Raw genomic sequence first — 13,402 nt, 5'->3', positions numbered from 1 at the left:
CATGAACACCTTCGGACTGCACACTTTCGCCATCGCGCCTGTCTGGGACCTCGCCCGCATCGAGCCGCAGATGGACCGGCTGAAGGAGCTCGGCATCGGCCTGATGGAGATCCCGCTGCTTCGCCCCGAGGAGATCGACACCAAGCGCACGCGCGGCTTCGCCAATCACTATGGCGTCCAGCTTATCCCCTCGCTCGGCCTGCCGCGCGCGCTCGACGTGGTCGAGCGGCCGGACGAGGCGCTCGACTTCCTGCAGCCGGCCTTCAAAGTCTGCAACGAGGTGGGTGCGGAAGCGCTCGGCGGCGTCACCTATGGCACGATCGGCAAGACCACCGGCCGCGCGCCGACGCAAAGGGAGATCGACGGCGTGTGCCGCTTTCTCGAACGGGCGGCGAAATCGGCGAAGTCGCGCAGCCTGAAGCTCGGCATCGAGCCCTGCAACCGGTACGAGACGCATCTGATCAACCGCGGCATCGACGCGGCGCGCATCATCGAGCGCGTCGGCGCCGACAACATCTTCATCCATCTCGACACCTACCACATGCATATCGAGGAGGAGAGTTTTGCTTCCGGCTTTGAGGCGGCGGCGCCCTATCTCGGCTATGTGCATGTCTCGGAAGCCAATCGCGGCGTGCCGGGGCGCGGCATGCTGAACTGGGCGGCCTGCATGAAGGCAATCGCCGACATCGGCTATCAGGGCGCCATCACGCTTGAAAGCATGAACCATGTCGATGTCGACATCGCCGGCGGTCTCGCCGTGTGGCGGCCGGTGGCAGAAGATCCCCGCGACGTCATCGAGGTCGGCCTGCCGTTCCTGCGCGAGGAGGCGAAGAAGGCCGGACTGACGCTGGGATAGAATCGAGTAGCGCAGCCAAGAGACCGAAGCCTGGACGGCGCTATTTGCCGAACCAGATACCTCGTGCAATGTGGCTTCGGAGGATCAAAAATCGTGCCATTCGTCAGCATCGGCGGCGTCGCGCTGCACCACCGCTACATAGAAGCGAAGGGCACTTCGCGCCCGATCATCTTCATCAATTCGCTGGGCACCGACTTCCGCATCTGGGACGACGTCATCGCGCGGCTTACCGGTGAAATGCCGATGCTCGTTTATGACAAACGCGGCCACGGGCTTTCGGATATCGGAAGCGGGGTGCGCTCGATCGACGACCATGTCGATGATTTGAGGGCGCTCATCGACCATTTTGGTTTCGATAAGGTGGTGCTGTACGGCCTGTCGGTTGGCGGCATGGTCGCGCAAGGGCTCTGTGCCCTCCGGCCCGAGCTCGTCGATGCGTTGATCCTGGGCGACACCGCGCACAAGATCGGCACCACCGAGAGCTGGAACAGCCGCATCGCGACCGTTGGGCGCGACGGCATCGAGGCGATCGCCGACGCCGTGCTCAAGGGGTGGTTCACGCCGCATTTCCATGCCACGCGCGCCGCGGATCTTGCCGGCTGCCGCAACATGCTGACCAGGCAGGCCCTGCCGGGTTATATCGGCACCTGCATGGCGGTCCGCGACGCCGATTTCACCGAGAGCGCCCGGCGCATTGCGGTGCCGACGCTCTGCATCGTCGGCGACCAGGACGGCTCGACGCCGCCGGAGTTGGTCCGCTCGCTGGCCGAGTTGATCCCCGGCGCACGCTTCGAGGTGATCCGCAATGCGGGACACATCCCGTGCATCGAGCAGCCCGAAGCGCTGACCGCTCTTATCCGAGGCTTCGTCGCCTCGCTTGATCGTCAGTGAGATTAAACACCGTTCAGGACAGAGCCATACCGCGCCGGGTAATCAACCCGCTCCAGCGCGATCGCGATGCCCTGGCCGACGCCGATGCACATGGTGGCCAAAGCGAGCTTGCCGCCGCGCTCGCGCAGTTCGAGCGCCGCCGTGCCTGTAATGCGGGCGCCGGACATGCCGAGCGGATGACCAAGCGCGATGGCGCCGCCATTCGGATTCACATGCTCCGCGTTCTCGGAAATTCCGAGCTGGCGGAGCACGGCAATGCCCTGGGAAGCGAAGGCTTCGTTCAATTCGATGACATCGAACTGTTTGGGCGTGAGGCCGAGGCGGGCGCAAAGTTTCTTCGTGGCCGGCGCCGGACCGATGCCCATGATGCGCGGCGCCACACCGGCGACGGCACCGCCGAGGATACGGGCGATCGGCGTCAGCCCATGTTTCTTCGCCGCTGCTTCGGACGCGATGATGAGGGCGGCCGCGCCGTCATTGACGCCGGAAGCATTGCCAGCGGTGACGGTGCCGCCCTGGCGGAACGGCGTCGGCAATTTGGCCAGCACCTCGATGGTCGTGCCGGCGCGGGGGTGTTCGTCCTTCGCGACGACGATCGGATCGCCTTTCTTCTGCGCGATCGTCACTGACGTGATCTCTTTCGCCAGCCGGCCGCTCTCTTGCGCGGCGACCGCCTTGTCCTGGCTACGGACCGCGAAGGCGTCCTGGTCGGCTCTGCTGACGGAAAAGTCCTCAGCGACGTTCTCGCCGGTCTCCGGCATGGAATCGACGCCGTACTGCTTCTTCATCAGCCGGTTGACGAAGCGCCAGCCGATGGTGGTGTCGTAGATCTCGGCGTTACGCGAGAAGGCGGTGTCGGCCTTCGGCATGACAAAGGGCGCTCGGCTCATCGATTCCACGCCGCCGGTGATCATCAGCTCGGCCTCGCCTGATTTGATGGCGCGCGCGGCGATGGTGATGGCATCCATGCCAGAGCCGCACAGGCGGTTGACCGTCGAGCCGGGGATGTCCTGGGGCAAGCCGGCAAGCAGCAGCGCCATGCGCGCCACGTTGCGGTTGTCCTCGCCGGCCTGGTTGGCGCAGCCATAGACGACGTCATCGACCGCCGCCCAGTCGACGCCCTTGTTGCGCTCAACGAGCGCTCTTAACGGGATGGCGCCGAGATCGTCGGCACGCACCGAGGACAATGAACCGCCGAAGCGGCCGATGGGCGTGCGGATGTAGTCGCAGATGAAGGCGTCAGTCATTTATGCAGCTTTCCCGCTGGCGGTCCCTTGATGCGCCGCCTTGGTGCGGGCCTGCAGGTCGCGCAATGTCTTCAATTCGAGTTCCGTCGGCGCCGGCGTCTCGTCAAGGGCCTCGGCGAATTTTACGGCCCAGCCACAAGTCTCCTGCACCCGCTCGCGCGTGATGCCGGGATGCAGCGACACCACGGTAAACTCCTTGGTCACCGGGTCCGGCTTCCAGATGGCGAGGTCGGTGATCAAAAGCGTCGGCCCGGCGGTATCGATGCCGAGCCGCTTGCGATGATCGCCGCCATCGCCATGGCCAAAGGACGTGAAAAAGTCGATTGTCTCGACCATGCCGCGCTTCGACTGCGCCATGGTGATGTAGACCTGTTGCGACGAGGTGGCGATCTCCGGCGCGCCGCCGCCGCCGGGCAGGCGGGTCTTGGGATGTGCATAGTCGCCGATGACGGTGGTGTTGATGTTGCCGAATTTGTCGAGCTGGGCGGCGCCCAGGAAGCCAATCGAGATGCGCCCGCCCTGCAGCCAGTAGCGGAACATCTCCGGCACGGCGACAGTGGTCACCGCCGTCTCGCACAATTCGCCGTCGCCGATCGACAGCGGCAGCACGTCGGGCGCGGTGCCGATGGTGCCGCTCTCATAGATCAGCGTGATGTCGGGGGCATGGGTCAGCCGCGCGACATTGCAGGCGGCCGACGGCGCGCCGATGCCGACGAAGCAGACATCCTCGCTTTTCAGCGCGCGGCTGGCGGCGATCGTCATCATCTCGTTCGGGGTGAAGCCCAGATTGTCCGCGTCGCTCATGCGGCTTTCCTCAGGTGCTCGACGCGGCCGGCAAAGTCATCCGCGCTGCTCTCGATGACGTTCTTCCGGATCCACGCCTGAAAGCGGTCGCGATCGGCGGCGATCTCGTCCCATTCGAGATAGGCGGCATTGTCGCGCTCGTAATAGCCATGCGTGTAGGATGGATGCGAGCCGCCCGGCACGACGGAAATCGCCGCGATGGTCCAGCTCGGCAGCACGGCGAGATTGGGGTGGAGGTCGTCGAAATTGTCGACCACTTCCTCGACCGTAACCACCGCGCGCTTTGCGGCAAGAACGGCCTCCTTCTGGATGCCGATGATGCCTTCGACCAGCACGTTGCCCTTCCGGTCCGCCTTCTGCGCGTGGATGAAGGTGACGTCTGGCCTTATCGCCGGGGCGGCCGCCAGCACCTCGCCGGTGAAGGGGCAAGTGACCGATTTGATCTTGGGATTGACCGCCGCAAGACCTGCGCCCCGATAGCCGCGAAACACCGCGCAGGGCAGACCGGCGGCGCCTGCATCGTAGGCATTGGCCATGCCTGCGTGGCTGTGCTCCTCGACCTCGATGGCGCGCGGAAAGCCGTTCTCGATGGCGTCGCGGGCGCGCCTGAGCAGGCCGACGCCCGGATTGCCGACATAGGAGAAGACCACCTTCCTCGCCATGCCCATGCCGATCATCTGGTCGTAGATCAGGTCGGGCGTCATGCGGATCAGCGTCAGGTCGCGAAAGCCCTGGCGGATCGCCTCATGCGCTGCGGCGGTGGGGATCAGATGGGTGAAGCCCTCGAAGGCGACCGTATCGCCGTCGTGCAGGTTTTCTGCGACCGCCTCCTTCAGCGGCAGGAACTTGACCATCTCCGGGCTCCGCGAAAGTTCGTATTGCGAACATATGTTTTATATGAGATATTTTTAGCTCCAGCCTTTGCATTGAGTCAACGCCGGCCTGGAGGCGCCCGTGGAAGAGGAATCCATTTCGCGCGACCATGTCGGCTCGCTGGAACGCGGCCTTACGGTGATGGAAATCCTCGCGCGCCATCCGGCCGGCATGACGCTGACCGAGATGGCGGAGGAGGCGGATCTCACCCGCGCGGGCGCGCGCCGTTTTCTGCTGACATTGGTCGCCACGGGCTATGCCACCCAGTCCGGCCGGCTGTTTTCGCTGTCGCCGCGTCTTTTGACGGTCGCGCGGACCTGGCTCGGCGGCGCATCGCTCTGGACGTCCGCGGCGCCGATCATGCGCGAGGTGGCGGCGAAGCTCAACGAGGCCTGCAACGCGGCGGTGCTGTCGGGCGAAGACGTCGTCTATGTCGCGCGCATCCCCGGACGGCGAATCTTAAGCGTCGCGCTCGATGTCGGTACGCGGCTGCCGGCCTACTGTACCTCGATGGGGCGGGTGCTGCTGTCCGGACTGGCGGCGGACGAGTTGCAGACCTTCCTGGCGCAAGCGAGCATCGAGCGGCGGACGCCGAAGACGATCACCGGCCGCGCCGCGCTCGGCAAGGCCATCGACAAGGCGAGAGCGGATGGCTTTGCCATCGTCGACGAGGAATTGGAACTCGGCCTGCGCTCGATCGCGGTGCCGATCGTCGATCGCGCCGGCCGTACCGTCGCCGCCATCAATGTCTCGACGCAATCCGCGCGTTTCTCGGTCGAGGCGATGGAGCGCGACATCCTGCCGGTGCTGCGCCAGGCCAAGCAGCGCGTCGAGGAGTTCTTCTTCATTTGAGCGGCGCGTCTCCGATTCTGCCGGTCAAGGCCGCAGGCTCATTCCGCGCCCAACCCCTCATTCTTGAATCGTGACGAAGGTTCGTTGACGGGGGAATTCCAATCCGATATTGAACAGGATTATACAGGTTCACTGAACAGGTATCGATATGGCCCGTCGCGCGACGCAGATCACTCCCGGCACGGGCAAGCCCGAGCAGATCGCGACGGTTCTGGAGCATGAGATACGCTCCGGCCTGCTCGGCTTCGGCGACCGCCTGCAGAGCGAAAACGAACTCGTCCAGCGCTTTTCCGTCAGCCGCAATACGGTCCGCAAGGGGCTCGAGGAACTGTCGAGCCGCGGGCTGATCACCACCAAGGTCGGCATCGGCTCCTTCGTCACCTTTGACGGCATGCCGGTCGACGACGCGATCGGCTGGTCGCGCGCGCTTGCCAATGCGGGCGCCAATGCCGAGACCCGCACATTGCGGCTCGAGATCATCGAGGATGCCGAACTGGCGGCCAGGCTCGGCGTCGAGAGTCCATCCTTCATCGCCGTCGATCGCGCCCGCACCAATGCCGATGACGGCCATGCCATCTCGATCGAGCGCAGCCGGCTGCCGTTGTCGCAGGAATTGGAGGACATACCGCTGCGCGGCCTGCGCGAAGGCTCGCTGCACCAGACCCTGCGCGGGGCAGGGCTTGTTCCCGATCACGGCGAGGAATGGGTCGACATCGAGATGCTGAGCGCCGTTGACGCGGCGATCCTCGCCTGTTCGCCCGGCACGCCGTTCCTGCGCACACGCCGCCTGACACGCGCCGCCGACGGGCGTGCCATCGAATTCGTCACCAGCCTGCTCAACCCGGCGCATTTCGCGCTGCACCTGGAGTTCTGAGCATGGTGGCCGACGCAATGGACCGGGCTATGGGCGCGCTGATCGGCGGGGCGCTGGGCGATGCGCTGGGCATGCCGACGCAGCTTCTGTCGCCGGCCCGCATCGCCGCGCTCTACGGCCACGTCGAGGATTTCGTCGCGCCTGCCGCCGATCACCCGGTGTCGAAAGGGCTGCCCGCCGGCGCGATCACCGACGATACCGAACAGGCGCTGCTGCTTGGCCGCATCCTCGTCGAATCCGGCGAGCGCTTCGATCATGCACGCTGGGTCAACGCGCTGCTCGACTGGGAGCGCGAGGTCAAGGCGCGCGGCAGCTACGACCTGCTTGGACCATCAACCAAGCGCGCAATCGATGCCATCAACAGCGGCGTGCCGGCGGAGGAGGCCGGGCGCAGCGGCGACACCAATGGCGCTGCGATGCGCATCGCGCCGGTCGGCATCATGATGCCGCCGGAGCCGCTCGACGTTCTGGTTTCCAAGGTGGCGGAAACCTGCCGGGCCACGCACAACACGTCGATCGCCATTGCATCGGCTGCGGCGGTCGCAGCCGCTGTCAGTCTCGGTGTCTCGGGCGGGGACTGGCGCGCCGCTTCCGACCATGCGGTCGCCGCTGCAAGGCTAGGTGCTGCGCTCGGCCATTGGGTCACCGGCGGCAACATCGCCGCGCGCATCATCTGGGCGCAGGAGCTTGTCCGCGGCAAGGCGGAGAAGGAAGCCATCAAGCTGATCATCGATCTGGTCGGCACCGGCGTCGCCAGCCAGGAATCGGTGCCGGCGGCCTTCGCCGTGCTGGAGATCGCGCAAGGCGATGCGTGGCGGGCAGCCGTCATCGCGGCCAATCTCGGTGGCGATACCGACACGATCGGTGCGATTGCCGCCGGCATGGCCGGCGCCTGCGCTGGCCTGTCGAGGCTGCCGCAGGACCGCATCGCCCAACTGCATGGGATCGACATCGCGCAGCTTCGCGGGCTGGCTGGCGACCTGGTCGCCGCACGCGGCTCCAAGGCCGGCCAAGGCAAGGAGGTTGCCTGATGAGCGGGCGCCTCGTTCATGTCGGCAGCGCCGTGGTCGACTATGTCTACCGCATCGATGCCCTGCCGGCGGCCGGCACGGAAAAGACCGCGTCAGCTTACGCGCGGGTCGCCGGCGGCGGCTTCAACATGATGGTGGCGGCAAGCCGCACCGGCATGAAGGTGGTGTTCGGCGGCCAGCTCGGCACCGGACCGGATGGAGACTTCCTGCGCGCCGCCTTCGCGGCCGAAGGCATCGAGACGCTGACGCCGCCATCGCCTTCGATGGACAGCGGCAATTGCGTCGCCATGATCAGCGGCGACGCCGAACGCACTTTCGTCTCCTGGCCGGGCGCCGAGAGCCGGCTCACGCCGGACATGATGAAGCCGGTGCAAGTGGTTCCGGGCGATTGGGTTTTCACCTCCGGCTACACGCTGAGCTATCGTGGCAGCCGCGATGCGCTTGCCGATTGGATCGAGGCGCTGCCGGCCGGCATTCCTTTCGTCTTCGATCCGACACCGGTGATCGCGGATATTCCACGGCCGCTCCTGGACAGGGTTTTGGCGCGTACGACCTGGCTGAGCTGCAACACCAATGAGGCCGCCGAGATTGCCGGCGCCGGCGATGCCCAGACCGTTGCGATCCGATTGCTTGCCGAGCATTGCCCCAGGGCCGAAGGCGTCGTCATCCGCGCCGGCGCGCATGGCTGCCTTGTGCGCATGGCCGATGGCGGCACCCGCGCGGTGCCGGGTTTCGAGGTGGAAGCCGTCGACACCAATGGGGCCGGCGACACGCATATCGGCGCCTTCGTCAGCGGCCTTTCGCGCGGCATGGGTGCTTGCGAGGCGGCACGCTATGCCAATGCGGCCGCGGCGCTTTCGGTCACCCGCCATGGCGGGTCATCGGCGCCGACCGACATGGAAATCCAGGAGTTCCTGGCTGAGCGCGGCGAAGCGACGACCGCGCTCGGCCGGGCGGAAGCGACTGCAACTTAACAAGCCCATCAATCGGGCAAACAATGAGAGGAAAAGAACATGCGCATGCCCAGACTGACCGCTTTCCTGACGGCGACCGCCGTCTTCGTCTCAGCATTTACGCTTGGAGCACAGGCCGCCGAGGAAGTGCATGTGCTCAACTGGAAGGGCTATGGCGCCGATGAACCGTGGGCGGTCGCAAATTTCGAGAAGGCGACCGGCTTCAAGGTGGTCAACGACTTCTTCAACTCCGAACAGGAGATGCTGACCAAGATCCGCACCAATCCCGGCCTCTACGACGTGGTCATGATCAACGCCGCCTTCAACGACCAGGCGATGGCCGGCAAGCTGATCCAGCCGATCGATGTCTCGAAGCTTTCCAACTATGCCGACATCGCCAAGGACAAAGCCAGCTCGCCGATGCTCAACCATGACGGCAAGGTCTATGGCGTGCCGTGGGTGTGGGGCCTGACGGCTTTGGCGATCAACGAGAAGTCCTTCGACAAGCCGCCGACGAGCATCGCCGAGATGTGGAACCCGGCGCATAAGGGTCGCGTCATCATCCGCGACGATGCCGTCGAGGCGGTGCAGTTCGGCGCGATCGCGACGGGGCAGAACATCAACGACATCAAGGACATGGACGCGGTCAAGGCGAAGCTCACCTCGCTGATGCCGCAGATCAAGACCTTCTGGAGCTCGGAGAACGACTGGAACCAGATGGTCGCCTCCAACCAGATCGACATTGGCACCTATTGGAGTGGCTCGGCCGACCGCGCCAAGACGCATTTCAAGCTGCCGGTCTCGCTGGTCATCCCGCAGGAAGGCGCCGTCGCCTGGCTCGATGCCTTCTCCATCCCGGTCGGCTCGAAGAATGTCGCGGGCGCCGAGGCCTTCATCAACTATATGATCGACCCGAAATTCTATGTCGAGTGGGTGACCAAGGTCGGCGCGCCGGTTTCGGCCAACACCAAGGCTGTCGAGGCGCTGCCCGAGGACGCCTTCAACCGCAAGGTCATGGGCAGCCCTGATGTCGCCAAGCGCATCCAGTTCCAGGCGCCAATCACCGACGCGCAGCGCGAGAAATACCTGGCGCTGTGGCAGGAGCTGAAGGTCAACGTGAAATAATCACGTCTTTCGGGGAGGAGAGGCAAGATGGCTGACCAGCTTGCGATCGGTTCGCGCCGCGGACTGAGGCCGGCCCTGCCGCTTCTCCTTCCCGCCTATCTCTGGCTGACGGTGGCGATCTTCCTGCCGCTGTCGGCCATGGTGTTCTTCTCCTTCATGACCGACCTGCCGCTGGCCGGAAAGGAATGGTCGTTCACGCTCGGCAACTACGCCGCCTTCTTCTCGCAGAGCCTCTATTCGACGCTGTTGCTTTCATCGCTGCGGCTCGGGCTCGAAGTGACGCTGTGGTGCGTCGTCATCGGCTACCCGGCGGCCTATGTGTTGGCAAAGGTGCTGAAAGGGCGCAGCCGCGAGGCGATCTTCCTGCTCGTTATCCTGCCCTTCTGGTCGAACGGGCTGGTGCGCATCTTCTCCTGGGCGATGGTGCTGCGCGAAGGCGGCATCCTCGACACCGCGCTCAATGCGGTGCTGCCGTTCAAGATCAACATTGATCTCATGTATTCCTACCCAGCCGTCATCATCGGCCTAGTGCACTCCTATGTGCCCTATATGGTGCTGACCTGCTATCTCACGCTGCAGGCCATCGATGATTCGCTGATCGAGGCGGGCCGCTCGCTTGGCGCATCGCGGCGGCAGGTGCTGTGGCGGGTGATCATCCCGCTGTCGATGCCGGGCCTGATCGCGGGTGCCGCGCTGATCTTCGTGCCGGTGGTCGGCTCCTTCATGGAGCCGCGCATCCTCGGCGGCCGCACCGGTACCTTCTACGGCACCATCATCGAGGACCAGTTCGTCGCCGTCTTCAACTGGCCGCTGGGCGCGGCACTCTCCTTTATCCTGCTCGCGGTCGTGCTGATCATCCTGGCGCTGGCGGCGCCTGTCCTGCGGAGGGCTGCGTGATGGCGACGACGCGCATCCTCGAATGGCTCGGGCGCTTCTACATCGTGCTTTTGCTCGGCTTCCTCTATTTGCCGATCATCATCATGGCGGCGATGTCCTTCAACGCTTCGCCCTTCTACCAATTGCCGTTCGAGTGGACGACGGACTGGTATTCATCGCTCTGGCAGAACGACCAGTTGATCGCGGCGACCTGGAACAGCATCGAGATCGCCGTCATCACCACTTTGATCTCGACGGTGCTGGGCTCGATGGCCTCGCTGGCGCTCTACCGTTACGACTTCCGCGGCAAGAAAGTCCTGCAGGCGCTGCTCTTCCCGCCGATCGCCATTCCGTGGCTGATCACCGGCACGGCAATGCTGATCTTCTTCTTCGGCGTCGGCATCGGCCGCGGGCTGGTGGCAATCCTGCTCGGCCATGTCGCGCTTGCGCTGCCTTATGTGATCGTCGTCGTCTCGGCCCGGCTGCAGACCTTCGCGCCCGAGCTGGAGGAGGCGGCGCGCTCGCTCGGCGCCAACCAGTGGCAGGTGAGCATGCGGGTTACCTTGCCGTGGATCATGCCCGGGGTGATCGCCGGCGGGCTGTTCGCCTTCGCGGTGTCGTTCGACCAGTTCGTGGTCTCGTATTTCCTGTCGACGCCGGGACAGACGACATTGCCGGTCGAAATCTATGCCGCGATCCGCAAGGGCTTTACGCCCGAGATCAATGCGGTCTCGACGATCATCATTGTCGTGTCGATGGCGCTGATGCTGCTCACGGCGCGCTTCTTCAAGTTTGGCGGAGAGAAATAATGGCTGGCGTCCAGGTCGCGAACGTCTCGCGCAGCTTCGGCGCGCACAAGGCGCTGGACGAGGTCTCGATCGACTTTGCCGATGGCGGCTTCTATGCGCTGCTCGGACCGTCCGGCAGCGGCAAGACCACGCTGCTCCGCCAGATCGCCGGCTTCGATTTTCCCGACGCCGGCAGCATCGCCATAGGCGGCGAGAGCGTCGAGCGCGTGCCGGTCGAAAAGCGGCGCATCGGCATGGTGTTCCAGAACTATGCGCTGTTTCCCAATATGAGCGTCGCCGACAATGTCGCCTTCGGCCTCTCGGTGCGCGGCGAGCCGAAGGCGACGATCGCTACGGAAGTGCAGCGCGCGCTCGACCTCGTGCAGCTCGGCAAGCTCGGCGGGCGAAAGCCGCATCAGCTCTCCGGCGGCCAGCGCCAGCGCGTGGCGCTGGCGCGGGCCATCGTAACCAAGCCGCGCGTGCTGCTTCTCGACGAGCCGCTCGGCGCGCTCGACAAGGCGCTGCGCGTCGACATGCAGATCGAGCTGAAGCGCATCCAGCGCGAGATCGGCATTACCACCATCTTCGTCACACATGACCAGGAAGAGGCGCTGACGATGAGCGACCGTATCGGCATATTGCGCGACGGCAGGCTGGTGCAGGAAGGGCCGCCGGAGGAGATCTATGACAGGCCGCAAAGCGAGTTCGCCGCGACCTTCCTCGGCGATGCCAACATCTTTCGCGGCGATGCGACCGGCTCAGGGATCAGGCTGCCCGACGGCACGACGATCGCGGCTTCGACAGGCGCATTGATGCCGACCGGCGCCAAGGCGAGCTGCGCGGTTCGCCCCGAGCGCATCCGGATTTCGCCCGGCGCGGCAAAGCCCGATCAAGCCACTGCCAACACGCTTACTGGGCAGATCTCGAAACGCATCTTCGCCGGCAACAACAGCACCTATTTCGTCGAACGCGACGGCCAGACGCTGAAGGTGATCGTCCAGAACACCGGCGCCGAACGCCTGGCCGAAGGCCAACCTGTGGTGCTCAGCTGGTCGCCGGACAGCACGGTGCTGATCGCGGCCTGAGATTGGCGAGCTCCGCGGTCAAATCTCCGGGATGCTCTCGCGGAAAATCACCTGCAGCCGCGGCTGGTGAAGCTCGTAGGGCAATCCTCTGACCGAGTGCGACAGGATGTTGAGCGCCTCCCTGGCCTCGACACGCGGGTTCTGGTCGATCACCGCGTCGAGCGTGCCGTCGAGCAAAAGCTCCTTCGTGCCGTCCGTCACCTCATGGCCGAGGAAGAGGATCTTCCTCGCGCGTCCGCGCTCCTTCAGCGCGCGGGCGATGCCGGTGTTGCCGGCGCCGACATTGTAGATCGCGGCGAGGTCGGGGTGGCGCTCGAGCAAAGCGGAGGCCTCGGAATAGGCCTTTTCGCGATCGTCGAGCATTTCACGCATCTCGACGATTTCGAGGTTGGGAGATTCTTCGGCGAGGATATGGCGAAAACCCATCTCGCGTTCCTCATGGCCGCGATAGGCGAGCGAGCCTGCGAACAGCGCAACCTTGCCCGGACGTCCGGCGCCCATGAAGCGGTTGAGCAGATAGCCGGCCAGCCGCCCGGCGGCGCGGTTGTCGATGCCGATATAGGCGACCCTCGGCACGTGCAGGATGTCGGAGGCGATGGTCACGACCTTGATGTCGCTCGCCGACAGCGAGCGGATCGCCTCGCGCACCGTCGGGTGGTCGAGCGCGATGACGCCGACGCCTTGCGTCTGGCCGTGCAGGTCCTGCAGCAGGCGGGCGAGCCGGTCGGGGTTGAAGCCTTCGATGGTCGTCACGCGGACGTCGAGATCGGGCCGCGTCAATGCCTGCGCCTCGATGTGCCGATGCAGCAGCTTGATGAAGGAGTTGGTGCCGGCCGGCAGCGCGAAGTCGAGCCTTATCGTCTGCCCCGGCACGGCTCTCTGCGGCACGCCGTTCGGCGTTTCGGCGATGTAGCCCAGGCGCTGCGCCATCTCGATGACGATCTCGCGCGTGCGGGCGCGCACGCCCGGCCGGTTGTTGAGCACGCGGTCGACCGTGGCCGGAGAAACACCGGCTTCCCGGGCTATGTCTGTCAGGGTTGACCGCACGTCGAGCACCTCATCGCAAGCATCAAACACAGGTTCCACTCAGTTCCGGAAAACGCCTCAGCGGCGACCGCGATTCTGATGTGAAATGATGTAACCGCCC

14 protein-coding genes are annotated in these 13,402 nt (G+C 65.0%); 10 read left to right on the top strand and 4 right to left on the bottom strand.

The features are described from left to right. The first annotated feature begins 1 nt into the window (after nt 1). Nucleotides 2–856, top strand: coding sequence for a sugar phosphate isomerase/epimerase family protein (locus LB528_RS10665; protein WP_224714834.1), 855 nt, complete (start codon nt 2–4; stop codon nt 854–856). Between the two features lie 93 nt (nt 857–949). Continuing rightward, nucleotides 950–1,747, top strand: a complete 798-nt coding sequence (pcaD, locus tag LB528_RS10660; RefSeq protein WP_224714833.1) for a 3-oxoadipate enol-lactonase — start codon at nt 950–952, stop codon at nt 1,745–1,747. 2 nt (nt 1,748–1,749) lie between these two features. Here pcaD and pcaF read toward each other — a convergent pair whose 3' ends face one another. The 3 genes from pcaF to LB528_RS10645 are packed head-to-tail and all read right to left on the bottom strand — an operon-like array spanning nt 1,750 to nt 4,652. Beyond that, nucleotides 1,750–2,994: a 3-oxoadipyl-CoA thiolase gene (gene pcaF, locus LB528_RS10655; protein WP_224714832.1), complete on the bottom strand. Its 1,245-nt coding sequence runs from the start codon at nt 2,992–2,994 to the stop codon at nt 1,750–1,752. Beyond that, entirely contained in the window at nt 2,995–3,798 is an 804-nt protein-coding gene (locus LB528_RS10650; protein WP_224714831.1) for a CoA-transferase subunit beta, read from the bottom strand. Next, on the bottom strand, nt 3,795–4,652 hold the full coding sequence (locus tag LB528_RS10645) for a CoA transferase subunit A (protein WP_224714830.1): 858 nt from the start codon (nt 4,650–4,652) through the stop codon (nt 3,795–3,797). Before LB528_RS10645 ends, LB528_RS10650 begins: the two co-directional genes overlap by 4 nt. Nucleotides 4,653–4,752: 100 nt before the next feature. Between LB528_RS10645 and LB528_RS10640 the strand changes: the two genes are divergently transcribed. The 8 genes from LB528_RS10640 (at nt 4,753) to LB528_RS10605 (ending at nt 12,255) form a co-directional block, all read left to right on the top strand. Next, complete coding sequence (locus LB528_RS10640; RefSeq protein WP_224714829.1) at nt 4,753–5,523, top strand: IclR family transcriptional regulator C-terminal domain-containing protein; 771 nt, start codon at nt 4,753–4,755, stop codon at nt 5,521–5,523. A 148-nt stretch (nt 5,524–5,671) separates the two neighbouring features. After that, on the top strand, nt 5,672–6,397 hold the full coding sequence (locus LB528_RS10635; protein WP_224714828.1) for a GntR family transcriptional regulator: 726 nt from the start codon (nt 5,672–5,674) through the stop codon (nt 6,395–6,397). A 2-nt stretch (nt 6,398–6,399) separates the two neighbouring features. Continuing rightward, nucleotides 6,400–7,428, top strand: coding sequence for an ADP-ribosylglycohydrolase family protein (locus tag LB528_RS10630; RefSeq protein WP_224514645.1), 1,029 nt, complete (start codon nt 6,400–6,402; stop codon nt 7,426–7,428). Next, nucleotides 7,428–8,402 (top strand): PfkB family carbohydrate kinase, encoded by a 975-nt coding sequence (locus tag LB528_RS10625; RefSeq protein ID WP_224714827.1) that lies wholly within the window; start codon nt 7,428–7,430, stop codon nt 8,400–8,402. The genes LB528_RS10630 and LB528_RS10625 overlap by 1 nt, the downstream gene beginning before the upstream one ends. Before the next feature lie 39 nt (nt 8,403–8,441). Continuing rightward, entirely contained in the window at nt 8,442–9,506 is a 1,065-nt protein-coding gene (locus LB528_RS10620; RefSeq protein ID WP_224714826.1) for an ABC transporter substrate-binding protein, read from the top strand. Nucleotides 9,507–9,533: 27 nt separating this feature from the next. Continuing rightward, nucleotides 9,534–10,403, top strand: a complete 870-nt coding sequence (locus LB528_RS10615; protein ID WP_224714825.1) for an ABC transporter permease — start codon at nt 9,534–9,536, stop codon at nt 10,401–10,403. Beyond that, nucleotides 10,403–11,191 carry an ABC transporter permease gene (locus LB528_RS10610; RefSeq protein ID WP_224714824.1) on the top strand — a complete coding sequence of 263 codons (789 nt, stop codon included), beginning with the start codon at nt 10,403–10,405 and terminating at the stop codon, nt 11,189–11,191. The genes LB528_RS10615 and LB528_RS10610 overlap by 1 nt, the downstream gene beginning before the upstream one ends. Continuing rightward, entirely contained in the window at nt 11,191–12,255 is a 1,065-nt protein-coding gene (locus LB528_RS10605; protein ID WP_224714823.1) for an ABC transporter ATP-binding protein, read from the top strand. The genes LB528_RS10610 and LB528_RS10605 overlap by 1 nt, the downstream gene beginning before the upstream one ends. Nucleotides 12,256–12,273: 18 nt before the next feature. On the opposite strand, the gene LB528_RS10600 is transcribed toward LB528_RS10605, so the two are convergent. Beyond that, nucleotides 12,274–13,302: a LacI family DNA-binding transcriptional regulator gene (locus tag LB528_RS10600; RefSeq protein ID WP_224714822.1), complete on the bottom strand. Its 1,029-nt coding sequence runs from the start codon at nt 13,300–13,302 to the stop codon at nt 12,274–12,276. Nucleotides 13,303–13,402: the final 100 nt, after the last annotated feature.

Source organism: Mesorhizobium sp. CA4 (assembly GCF_020165075.1).
Classification (GTDB): Bacteria; Pseudomonadota; Alphaproteobacteria; order Rhizobiales; family Rhizobiaceae; genus Mesorhizobium.
Note: the sequence above shows the minus strand (reverse complement) of the source record. Positions and strands in the feature narration are given on the sequence as shown.

Coding starts and splice junctions, on each gene's coding strand:
- LB528_RS10665 (WP_224714834.1), top strand. CDS start 2: ATGAACACCTTCGGACTGCACACTTTCGCCATCGCGCCTGTCTGGGAC.
- pcaF (WP_224714832.1), bottom strand. CDS start 2,994: ATGACTGACGCCTTCATCTGCGACTACATCCGCACGCCCATCGGCCGC.
- LB528_RS10650 (WP_224714831.1), bottom strand. CDS start 3,798: ATGAGCGACGCGGACAATCTGGGCTTCACCCCGAACGAGATGATGACG.
- LB528_RS10645 (WP_224714830.1), bottom strand. CDS start 4,652: ATGGTCAAGTTCCTGCCGCTGAAGGAGGCGGTCGCAGAAAACCTGCAC.
- LB528_RS10635 (WP_224714828.1), top strand. CDS start 5,672: ATGGCCCGTCGCGCGACGCAGATCACTCCCGGCACGGGCAAGCCCGAG.
- LB528_RS10630 (WP_224514645.1), top strand. CDS start 6,400: ATGGTGGCCGACGCAATGGACCGGGCTATGGGCGCGCTGATCGGCGGG.
- LB528_RS10625 (WP_224714827.1), top strand. CDS start 7,428: ATGAGCGGGCGCCTCGTTCATGTCGGCAGCGCCGTGGTCGACTATGTC.
- LB528_RS10620 (WP_224714826.1), top strand. CDS start 8,442: ATGCGCATGCCCAGACTGACCGCTTTCCTGACGGCGACCGCCGTCTTC.
- LB528_RS10615 (WP_224714825.1), top strand. CDS start 9,534: ATGGCTGACCAGCTTGCGATCGGTTCGCGCCGCGGACTGAGGCCGGCC.
- LB528_RS10610 (WP_224714824.1), top strand. CDS start 10,403: ATGGCGACGACGCGCATCCTCGAATGGCTCGGGCGCTTCTACATCGTG.
- LB528_RS10605 (WP_224714823.1), top strand. CDS start 11,191: ATGGCTGGCGTCCAGGTCGCGAACGTCTCGCGCAGCTTCGGCGCGCAC.